Annotated in this window: 10 protein-coding genes and 1 pseudogene; 8 read left to right on the top strand and 3 right to left on the bottom strand. The window is 70.6% G+C overall.

The window, feature by feature from the left end; all coding sequences use genetic code 11:
* Nucleotides 1-117: 117 nt before the first annotated feature.
* From YU1_RS34920 to YU1_RS0120185, 5 genes and pseudogenes are all read left to right on the top strand, one after another.
* Nucleotides 118-255, top strand: a pseudogene (locus YU1_RS34920) (Com family DNA-binding transcriptional regulator); the annotation flags it as partial.
* 240 nt (nt 256-495) lie between these two features.
* The gene (locus YU1_RS0120200) at nt 496-2,238 is read left to right on the top strand and encodes an alkaline phosphatase (RefSeq protein WP_029005629.1); all 1,743 of its coding nucleotides are present in this window, start codon (nt 496-498) and stop codon (nt 2,236-2,238) included.
* 84 nt (nt 2,239-2,322) lie between these two features.
* Entirely contained in the window at nt 2,323-2,784 is a 462-nt protein-coding gene (locus tag YU1_RS0120195; RefSeq protein WP_156922295.1) for a hypothetical protein, read from the top strand.
* 3 nt (nt 2,785-2,787) lie between these two features.
* On the top strand, nt 2,788-3,468 hold the full coding sequence (locus YU1_RS0120190) for an ABC transporter ATP-binding protein (protein ID WP_029005627.1): 681 nt from the start codon (nt 2,788-2,790) through the stop codon (nt 3,466-3,468).
* 3 nt (nt 3,469-3,471) lie between these two features.
* A complete protein-coding gene (locus YU1_RS0120185; protein ID WP_029005626.1) occupies nt 3,472-4,734 on the top strand; it encodes an FtsX-like permease family protein in 1,263 nt (420 codons plus the stop codon).
* A gap of 82 nt (nt 4,735-4,816) precedes the next feature.
* On the opposite strand, the gene YU1_RS0120180 is transcribed toward YU1_RS0120185, so the two are convergent.
* The gene (locus tag YU1_RS0120180; protein ID WP_029005625.1) at nt 4,817-5,836 is read right to left on the bottom strand and encodes an NADP-dependent oxidoreductase; all 1,020 of its coding nucleotides are present in this window, start codon (nt 5,834-5,836) and stop codon (nt 4,817-4,819) included.
* A 208-nt stretch (nt 5,837-6,044) separates the two neighbouring features.
* Here YU1_RS0120180 and metB point away from each other — a divergent pair, with 208 nt between their 5' ends.
* The gene (metB, locus tag YU1_RS0120175) at nt 6,045-7,205 is read left to right on the top strand and encodes a cystathionine gamma-synthase (RefSeq protein ID WP_029005624.1); all 1,161 of its coding nucleotides are present in this window, start codon (nt 6,045-6,047) and stop codon (nt 7,203-7,205) included.
* 352 nt (nt 7,206-7,557) lie between these two features.
* Here metB and ppa read toward each other — a convergent pair whose 3' ends face one another.
* Both ppa and YU1_RS0120165 read right to left on the bottom strand, forming a co-directional pair.
* On the bottom strand, nt 7,558-8,091 hold the full coding sequence (ppa, locus tag YU1_RS0120170; protein ID WP_029005623.1) for an inorganic diphosphatase: 534 nt from the start codon (nt 8,089-8,091) through the stop codon (nt 7,558-7,560).
* A 165-nt stretch (nt 8,092-8,256) separates the two neighbouring features.
* The gene (locus YU1_RS0120165; protein ID WP_029005622.1) at nt 8,257-8,766 is read right to left on the bottom strand and encodes a GNAT family N-acetyltransferase; all 510 of its coding nucleotides are present in this window, start codon (nt 8,764-8,766) and stop codon (nt 8,257-8,259) included.
* 381 nt (nt 8,767-9,147) lie between these two features.
* On the opposite strand from YU1_RS0120165, the gene YU1_RS0120160 reads away from it, so the two are divergent.
* Both YU1_RS0120160 and msrA read left to right on the top strand, forming a co-directional pair.
* On the top strand, nt 9,148-9,462 hold the full coding sequence (locus YU1_RS0120160) for a hypothetical protein (RefSeq protein ID WP_029005621.1): 315 nt from the start codon (nt 9,148-9,150) through the stop codon (nt 9,460-9,462).
* Between the two features lie 75 nt (nt 9,463-9,537).
* Complete coding sequence (gene msrA, locus YU1_RS0120155; protein WP_029005620.1) at nt 9,538-10,194, top strand: peptide-methionine (S)-S-oxide reductase MsrA; 657 nt, start codon at nt 9,538-9,540, stop codon at nt 10,192-10,194.
* Nucleotides 10,195-10,274 lie beyond the last annotated feature (80 nt).

The following is a 10,274-nucleotide window of genomic DNA, read 5'->3' as shown; positions in this document are numbered from 1 at the left end:
TGAGGTGGGGCGGGGCGCGAGCGCCCCGAACGCGGGCAAGCCGCCAAGCAGAACCCGCGCGACCGAACGGTGCGGAACGGTCCCCCAAGGGGCTGGTAACCCGCAAGGCCTTAACAAGTGGAGAACATCCGTTGTGGATCGTGCCGCGCGCTTCTGTTCCGCGCCGGCCGGGGTGCCATCTCCGGCACCATCGAAATCAAGTGCCGCCGCTGCGGCACGCTGAANGCCCTGAGGCCCACCGAGCCCAAACCCGAGCGCCGCGAGCGTGCGGTCCATGTGAGGTCTCCCGTTAAGGAGCAGCACACACGCTCTGCTGCCGCCCACAGTCAACGCGGCACTGGCCGTTTCCAGGGGGCTAAAGGGGTGACATCCGATCTTGCGCGCGGTGACATTCGATCTTGCGCGCTACAGGTGGCAGGCACGCGCCCACGCGGTGTCACGGCACTGACATCGACTTGGCCTACGGGGACGCAGGATTCCCCTTGGAGACATGCGATGCGCGGCCTCATTGCAGCCCTGGCGCTGACCACCGCTTTCATTTCCGCGGCCGACGCCGCCACCATCTATCCGCTCGACCGCGCAACCATCCTCGCCGGCTCGCCGTTCGACCTGAAGGTCGAGTTCGACAAGCAGGTGAAGGCCGAGGACGTGCAGATCACCATCAACGGCCAGCCGGCCGAGGCGGTGCTCGGCAAGAAGCCCCCCTTCATCGAGAAGGAAGAGGGCGTCAACGCCTCCGCCGTCCTGCTGCGCGCCGCCAGCATCGCCAAGCCGGGCAGCTACAAGGTGGAGGCCAAGGCCGGCGACGAGGTGAAGAGCGTCACCTGGGACGTCTATGCGACCCCGGCCACCGCCAAGGCGAAGAACGTCATCTTCTTCCTCGGCGACGGCCTCTCGGTGGCCCACCGGACGGGCGCGCGGATCATGTCCAAGGGCATGACCGAGGGCAAGGCGAACGGCCGCCTCAACATGGACGGCCTCGACCACATGGCCTTCATCGGCACCTCGTCCACCAACGCCATCGCCACCGACAGCGCCAACACCATGTCGGCCTACATGACCGGCCACAAGACGGCGGTGAATGCGCTCGGCGTCTATGTGGACCGCACCAAGGACACGCTGGACGACCCGAAGGTGGAGACCATCGCCGAGGCGGTGCGCCGCCTCACCAAGAAGTCCGTGGGCATCGTCACCGGCGCCGAGGTGGAGGACGCCACCCCCGCCGCCGTGGTGGCCCACACCCGCGCCCGCGCCGACAAGGCCGAGATCGTCGGCATGATCTACGACGTGAAGCCCGACGTGATCCTGGGCGGCGGCTCGGCCTACTTCCTGCCGAAGACGACGCCGGGCTCCAAGCGCAAGGACGACAAGGACTATATCCAGCTGTTCAAGGACGCCGGCTACACCCTGGCCACCGACAAGGCGGAGCTGGCCACGGCGGCGGGCACCAACACCGGCAAGATCCTCGGCCTGTTCCATCCGGCCAACATGGACGTGACGCTGGACCGCGAGTTCCTGAAGAAGGGCACGGTGGCCAAGTTCCCGAACCAGCCGGGCCTCGTGGAGATGACCAAGGCCGCGCTCGGCCAGCTCTCCAAGAATCCGGACGGCTTCTTCCTGATGGTCGAGGGCGCCTCCGTCGACAAGATGTCCCATCCCATGGACTGGGAACGCGCGCTGTTCGAGACCATCGAGTTCGACCAGGCCATCGGCGTCGGCCTCGAATTCCTCAAGGCCCACCCCGACACGCTGATCGTGGTCACCGGCGACCACACCCACGGCATCTCCATCATCGGCACCATCGACGACAACAAGCCGGGCACCGAGATGCGTGAGAAGGTCGGCGTCTATGCCGCCGCCGGCTTCCCGAACTATGAGGACAAGAACGGCGACGGCTTCCCCGACAAGGTGGATGTCTCCCGCCGCCTCGCGGTCTTCTCCTCCAACTATCCGGACTATTACGAGACCTTCCGGCCGAAGATGGACGGCCCGTTCGATCCGGCGGTGCAGAACGAGAAGAAGGAATACGTGGCCAACCAGGCCTATAAGGACGTGCCCGGCGCGGTGTTCCGCGAAGGCAACCTGCCCCGCTCCGCCGACACCGCCGTCCATGCGGTGGACGACGTGGTGCTGCAGTCCACCGGCGCCGGCGCCGAGGGCTTCAAGGGCTATCTGGAAGAGAGCGACGTCCACCGCGTGCTGGTGGACGCCATGGCGCTGGCGCCCGCCAAGGACTGACGCCATAAGGCTTTTTGTGCCTGAATACGGCTCCGGCGCGGGCCGGAGCCGTTGCCTTTTGCGGTCGAACACGGATCAGGGCGGATGAGGATGGCGGGGATCACGCGCCGGGGGATGCTGGCGGGCACCGCGGCCGCGCTGGCGCTGCCGGCCCTGCCCCGGCCGGCCGGGGCTGCCGCGGCGACGCTGGATTTCGGCGAGCTCTACGGCACGGTCAGCGTGCTCGGCCTCACGTTCTCCGACAAGGTGAAGGGCTTTGCCGGCCAGGAGGTCGCCATGCGCGGCTTCATGGCCCCGCCGCTGAAGGCGGAGGCGGACTTCTTCGTGCTCACCGAAATCCCCATGTCCATCTGCCCCTTCTGCTCCTCGGATGCGGACTGGCCGGACAATATCGTGGTGGTCTATCTCGACCGCGCCCAGACCTTCGAGCAGGCCAACGCCCTGATCGAGGTGCGCGGGCGCCTTGAGGTGGGCTCCTGGACCGACCCGGCCACCGGCTTCGTCAGCCTGCTGCGCCTCGTCCGCGCCAGCTTCCGCAAGGCCTGAGCGGTGCCGGGCCTCGCCATCCGCGACCTGGAGGTGCGCTTCCCCGGCCTGGAGCAGCCGGCGCTGGCCATCCCCGCGCTCGATCTGCCCGCCGGCGCGCATGTGGCGGTGACCGGCCCGTCCGGCTGCGGCAAGACCACGCTGCTCAACATCCTCACCGGCCTGGAGCGGGCCCGCCACGGCGCCGTATCCTGGCAGGGCACCGACCTTTCCGCTTTGTCCGAAGGTGCCCGCGACCGTTGGCGGGCGGCCCATGTGGGGCTGGTGATGCAGGAGTTCCACCTGTTTCCCGGCCTCTCGGCGGTGGAGAACGTGCTGCTGCCGCAGCGCCTCTCGCATCTGCGCCTCGGCGGGGAGACCAAGGCCGAGGCGGCGCGCCTGCTGGCCCGCGTCGGCATCGGCAATCCCCGCCAGCCGGTGGAGACGCTCTCGCGCGGCCAGATGCAGCGGGTGGCGGTGGCCCGGGCGCTGCTGGCCCGGCCCGGCATCCTGGTGGCCGACGAGCCCACCGCCAGCCTGGACGCGGAGGCCGGCGCGGCGGTGGCCGACCTGCTGCTGGAACTGGCCGGCGAGACCGGCGCCACCCTCATCATCGCCACCCACGACCCGCGCCTGACCGGCCGCCTGGAGCGCGTGCTGCGGCTCGACGGCGGGCGGCTCGCGCCCGGCGCAGAAAGGGCCTGAGGCATGTTCCGCTTCATCGCCGCCGACCTGCGCCGGCACTGGATCGGCGTCCTCGCCGTCACCCTCATCCTCGCTTTGGCGGTGGCGCTCGGCGTGGTGGTGACGCTCCAGGAACGGGCGCTACGCCTTGGCAGCGCACGGGCCGCGGCCGCCTTCGACCTGGTGGTCGGGGCGCCGGGCAGCGAGACGCAATTGATCCTCTCCGCCGTCTTCCTCCAGCCCGCGCCGCTGCCGCTGATGCCCGGTAGCGTGCTGGCGGGGCTCCTGGCCGATCCCCGCGTCGCCTGGGCGGCGCCGGTCGGGTTCGGGGACTTCGTCGATGACTTCCCCATCGTCGGCACCACGCAGGCGCTGGTGAACGGGCTCGGCCGCCTGACCGAGGGGCGCGCGTCCGCGCGGCTCGGGGAGGCGGTCGTCGGCGCCGCCGTGCCCAAGGCCATGGGCGCCGTCTTCCATCCCATGCACGGCCAGATCCAGGGGCCGGCGGAGGTCCATGGCGGCATCAGCTACCAGATCGTCGGCCGCCTCGCCCCCACCGGAACCCCTTGGGACCGGGCGGTTCTGGTGCCCATCGAGGCGGTCTGGCGGGTGCATGGCCAGGAGGCGGAGGCGGCCGGGCATGGGGAGGAACCCAGGCCCCGCAGCCTATCGGACGCCCACCAGCGCCATCGCGACTTCGCCCCCGATCTCGACCGGCCGATCCGGCCCGAGGCCTTCGCCGATCCCTCAGCGCCCGGCCTGCCGGCCATCGTGGTCAAGCCCCGGACCATCGCCGATGCCTACAAGCTGCGCCGGGACTATCGGGGCGAGCATACCCTGGCGGTCTTCCCCGGCGAGGTGCTGACGCGGCTCTACGCCACGCTCGGCGACGCGCGCCAGGTGGTGGCGCTGATTGCCGTTGGCGCGCAAGGACTTGTGGGGGCGGCGATCCTGCTGGTGGTGGTCGTCCACGTGCTCCAGCGGCGGCGGCAGATCGGCGCCTTGCGGGCGTTCGGGGCGCCCCGGCTGGTGGTGTTCGCCATCGTCTGGCTGGAGGTGCTGGCGCTGCTCGGGGCCGGGCTGCTGGCCGGGGCGGGGCTCGGCTACCTGGCCGCCCGGCTGGTGTCCCGCACCCTGGAGGGGGCCAGCGGCATCGCCCTGCCGGTGGTCTTCGCGCCCGCCGATGCCGGGGTGCTGGCGCTGGTGTTCGCGGTCGGGGCGCTGGCGGCGACCCTTCCGGCGCTGCTCGCCTACCGCCAGTCCCCCGCCGCCGCGCTGCGCGGATAGCACACGGAAAAACCGCTTCGACCGCGAATTCCCCGTTTGCGACACCGTGTCTTGCGACACGCCGCGCGCCCCGCCGCCCGTCTCAGGCGACGGCGACGATCAGCTTGCCGAAATTCCGCCCCTCCAGCAGGCCGATCAGCGCCTCGGGCGCCGCCTCCAGCCCGGCGACGATGTCCTCCTGGTATCTCACCCGGCCGTCCGCCACCCACAGCCCCATCTCCTCCCGGAAGGCGGGCATCTCGGCGGCGGCGAAGTCGCGCTGGATGAAGCCGCGCACGGTGAGGCTGCGGGTCAGGATGTCGCGCATCAGCTGCGGCAGCCGGTCCGGCCCCGCCGCCGGGCCGGTGGCGTTGTACTGGGCCACCAGCCCGCACACCGGCACCCGGGCGAAACGGTTGAGCAGCGGCCAGACCGCGTCCCACACCGCGCCGCCCACATTCTCGAAATAGACGTCGACGCCGTCCGGGCAGGCGGCCTTCAGGTCGGCCGCGAAGGTCGGGGAGCGATGGTCCACCGCCACATCGAAGCCGAACGCCTCGCGCAGCAGCGCGCACTTCCTGGCGCCCCCGGCGATGCCGACCGCGCGGGCGCCGCGGATGCGGGCGATCTGGCCCACCGCCGAGCCCACCGGCCCGCTCGCCGCCGCCACCACCACGGTCTCGCCCGCCTTGGGCTGGCCGATGATCTTGAGCCCGGCATAAGCGGTGAAGCCGGGCATGCCGAGCACCCCAAGCGCCGTCGTCACCGGCGCCTCGGCCGGATCGAGCCTCACCAGCCCGGTGCCGTCGGACAAGGCATGGCTGCGCCAGCCGGAATAGGACAGCACGAGGTCGCCCGGCGCGAAGTCCGGCCGCCGGCTCTCCACCACCTCGGCCACCGTGCCGCCCTCCATCACCCCGCCGACGGGGACCGGCGCGGCATAGGACTTGGCCTCGCTCATGCGCCCGCGCATGTAGGGGTCGAGCGAGAGATAGCGCACCTTCAGCAGCAGTTCGCCCGCCCCCGGCACCGGCATGGGCACCGTCTCCAGGCGGAAATTCTCCGGCGCGGGCCGGCCGTGCGGCCGGCTGGCGAGGACGATCTGGCGGGCAAGCTCGGTCACGGGCACCTCCTGATGCGGACAGCGCCCGTGGCCTTGGTCCACAGGGCGCGGCACGCCTCCCTTTAGCACCGCCGGCCGGTGTCCGCACGCTTGGCGCCGGGGGCGGCGGCGCCCGGCATGCCGCTTCCGCAGGGCAGGACGGCCTTTGCGCCCTATCCGCGCGGCGCCGAATGCCCGAAGCTGCGGCAGCAGCCATTCAGGGGACGTCATGACCGGAAAAGCGAAACAGCCCGCGACCATCGCCGCGGCCAACGGAGTTGCGGCGGGCGATCGGTTCGGCGCGGTGGTGCAGCCGCTGTACCTCACCAGCACCTTCGCCTTCGCCGGCTACGACAAGACCCAGGGCTACGACTATTCGCGCTCCGCCAATCCCAGCCGCGACCTCCTGGCCGAGACGCTGGCGAAGCTGGAAGGCGGCGCCGGCGCCGTCATCACCGCCTCGGGCATGGCCGCCGTCGACCTGGTGCTCTCCCAGCTCGGGCCGGACGATCTCGTCATCGCCCCGCACGATTGCTACGGCGGCACCTACCGCCTCCTGGAGGCGCGCCGCGACCGGGGCCATTTCGACGTCGCCTTCATCGACCAGGGCGACGACGCGGCGATGGCCGCCGCCCTGGCGGGCGCGCCCGCTTTGGTGTTCGTGGAGACGCCCAGCAACCCGCTGATGCGGGTGGTCGATGTCCGCAGGATCGCCGCGCGCGCCAAGGCCGCCGGGGCCAAGGTGGCGGTGGACAACACCTTCCTGTCGCCCGCCCTCCAGCAGCCGATCTCGCTCGGCGCCGACTTTGTTGTTCACTCGACCACCAAGTTCATCAACGGCCATTCGGACGTGGTGGGCGGCGCGGTCATCGCCGCCGATGCGCAGGACCTCGCCGCCTTGGCGCACTGGGCCAACGTCACCGGCGCCATCGGCGCGCCGTTCGACAGCTACATGACGCTGCGCGGCGTGCGCACGCTGTTCGTCCGCATCGCCCAGCAGCAGGCCAACGCGCTGGCCGTGGCCACCTTCCTGCGCGCCCAGCCGCAGGTGGGCGCGGTCTATTATCCCGGTCTCGCCGACCATCCCGGCCATGCCATCGCCGCCGCCCAGCAGAGCGGCTTCGGCGCCATGCTCAGCTTCGAGCTGCGCGGCGGGCCGGCGGCCGTGCGGCAGTTCGTCGAGGCGGTGGAGGTGTTCACCCTGGCCGAGTCGCTCGGCGGCGTGGAGAGCCTCGTCGCCCACCCCGCCACCATGACCCATGCGGCCATGGGCGCGGAGGCGCGCGCCGCCGCCGGCATCGGCGACGGGCTGCTGCGCCTGTCGGTGGGCCTGGAGGACGAGAACGACCTGATCGGCGGGCTGGCGGCGGGCCTCGGCGCCATCGCCTAGGGCACGTGCCGTTCCAACGGCATCGCCATTCGAACGGCAAGACCTTCTCTATCAAAGCGTGGGGGACGGCGTCTCCGATCAGGTTGTTTGAAGCTGATCGGATCCGGCTCCGGGGCCGATCGACCGTCCGGTTCGTTCCGGCCGCCGGCGCAAAGCCATATCCCCGTCTCGCGACGCGCCCGCTCCCCCTTGCGGGGGAGGGTGAAACGCGCGCCGATCCTGCCCGCCGCGTGATCGGGGGGCGCCCCGCCGCGACAGAGCACCCCGCGCCCAACAAAAAACCGGGCGCGGCGTGAGCCGGCCCGGTTCAATGATCGGCGGCGCCCGCCGCGGCGGGCGCGCCCGTCTGCGCTCAGACCTTGCCCTTGGCCCGCTCGATGCCTTCGAGGATCAGCTTGTGGGCTTCCTCGGCGTCGCCCCAGCGGATGATCTTCACCCACTTGTTGGGCTCCAGATCCTTGTAGTGGGTGAAGAAGTGCTCGATCTGCTTCAGCGTGATGTCGGCGAGGTCGGTGTAGGTCTTCACCTTCTCGTAGCGCTTGGTGAGCTTGGGGCCGGGCACGCCGATGATCTTCTCATCGACGCCGCTCTCGTCCTCCATCAGCAGCACGCCGACCGGGCGCACCGACATCACCGCGCCGGGCACGATGGCGCGGGTGTTGGCGATCAGCACATCGCACGGGTCGCCGTCGCCGGACAGGGTGTGCGGGATGAAGCCGTAGTTTCCGGGATACCGCATGGCGGTATAGAGGAAGCGGTCGACGAACAGGGCGCCGGATTCCTTGTCCATCTCATACTTGATGGGCTCGCCGCCGATCGGAACCTCGATCACCACATTCACTTCGTGGGGCGGGTTCTTGCCGACCGGGATCGCGTCGATACGCATGATGTGAGCGCTCACTTGCAGCCTGGAGCCCGCCTCAAGCCGCCCGGTCCCAGCCGGGACCTCGGGCGCGCAAGGCGGCCTCGCGTTAATGACAGAGGCGAATGCGGCGGCCGGGGGAAACCGGCCCGATCCTGCCCTCGGGAACCGCCGTCTGTGCCGGCGGCGCTACCGCTGCCAACCGAAAGCCGTTTTGTCCAGGGTTTTTCCACCGAAGCGTTCGGTGGAGGCTGCGACGGGTTGCCCCCCCAGGGCCTCGTAAAAGCCGATGGCGCCACGATTCTCGGCCAAAGCCCACACCACCAGGCCGTTGAGGCCGGCGAGCGCCAGATCGCGCCGCGCGGCGGAGAACAGGCGCTGGCCGAAGCCCAGCCCCTGGTACACCGGCTTCAGGTAGATCTCGTAGATCTCCCCGCCATAGGGCAGGCTCTTGGCGCGGTTGCCGCCGTAATTGGTGTAGCCGGCCACGTCGTCGCCCACCAGCAGCACCGAGATGCGGCTGCCCCGGCGGATGGCCGACTGCCACCATTGCGGGCCGCGCCGCTCCACCATCTTTTCCAGCTCGACACCGGGAATGAGGCCGCGATAGGCGGTCCGCCAGGCCGCGTCGTGGATCTCCGCGACAGATGGGGCATCTTGCGGTCTGGCCCGACGGATCTCGATGAGGCCTGTGGTCATGGCGGCAATGGAAGCAAGAAGTCGCCGCTTCTTCAAGTGGCGCGCGCCTCACGATGGCGCGCCGTCCACCGGGGCGGCCCCGCGCGGGCCCGGTGGAGACGCAAGAAAGCCTGTTTGATCAACAGCTTGGGCGCGGGCATGGCCGATTGCCGCTGCGCCCGGCGGCGGCCGGCGCCGGCGGCCGCCCCATACCGGCGGCGCCGCACGCCCCGGCCGCCGGGCGCGGCGCGGAACCGGGCCGGTGAAGGGTTAAATGCATGGGATCAATGGCTTAGGTGAAGCCTGCCGGCGGCGGAGCGGCGATTTTGCTTCCACCGCCCCCGATCGCGCTCTAAGGATGAAGCACCGGCGCGCCCGACGCCGGCTGTCCGAGCGAGCGTCATGATCCGTTTCCTGTTCCGCTTCTCCGGCTTCTGGCTCATGGCCGGCGCCTTCGTGGCGCTGGTGGTGGACGGAACGCGCTCCATCGCCGCCACCGACATCGTCTTCACCTCGGCGGCGCGGGCCTGGGTCTCGCTCTCGCCCGCCTCGCTGGAGATGGCGCAGGCGCGGATTTCCGCCCTCTCGCCCTTCGCCTGGAACGCGGTGGCGCAGCCGCTGCTGAACCTGCCGCTGTTCTTCCTGCTGGGCCTGTTCGGCGCGCTCTGCCTCGCCATCGGCCGGGTGCCGGTACGCTCGCCGTTCGAGGCCGCCTGAGACCCGCGCCCCGGTCGCCCTCTCGCAAAAGCGGGGCCCGCTCCCCATATCTGGCAGCGAGAAAAGGAGCGCACCATGTTCTGGTCGAAGAAGCCCCTGGACCTTCCCACCGCCGAGACCGCTCTGAAGGGCCGCCCCGAGGCGCTGCCCACCGCCCGCCTGCACCATGTCAGCCAGAACCCGCTGAAGGGCCCGTACCCGCCGGGGTTCCGCACCGCCATCTTCGCGCTCGGCTGTTTCTGGGGCGCCGAGCGCGCCTTCTGGCGCACGCCCGGCGTGTGGGTGACGGCGGTCGGCTATATCGGCGGCCCGACGCCCAACCCCACCTATGAGGAAGTCTGCTCCGGCCGCACCGGCCATACGGAGGCGGTGCTGGTGGCCTATGACCCGGCCGTCGTCTCCTATGCCGAGCTGGTGCAGATGTTCTTCGAGAGCCACGACCCGACCCAGGGCATGCGCCAGGGCAACGACGTGGGCACGCAGTACCGCTCCGGCATCTATACGGCCGACCCGCAGGAGCAGGCCGAGGCGCGGGCGGTGAAGGCCGGCTACGCGGCGGCGCTGGCGGCGAAGGGCTTCGGCCCCATCACCACCGAGATCATCGACGGCGGGCCGTTCTATTTCGCCGAGGACTACCACCAGCAGTATCTGTCGAAGAATCCCGGCGGCTATTGCGGGCTCGGCGGCACCGGCGTCTCCTGCCCCATCGGCACCGGGGTGGCCGCGCAGTAGCAGATCCGATGACCAGCGCCGGCCGGGACCTGCTCCGGGCGGGCGCTGCCGGCCGGGAAAGGGCGTTTTCGCGCCTTCGG

Origin of the sequence: Azorhizobium doebereinerae UFLA1-100, from assembly GCF_000473085.1 — a bacterium.
In the GTDB taxonomy this organism is placed as follows: Bacteria; Pseudomonadota; Alphaproteobacteria; order Rhizobiales; family Xanthobacteraceae; genus Azorhizobium; species Azorhizobium doebereinerae.
Note: the sequence above shows the minus strand (reverse complement) of the source record. Positions and strands in the feature narration are given on the sequence as shown.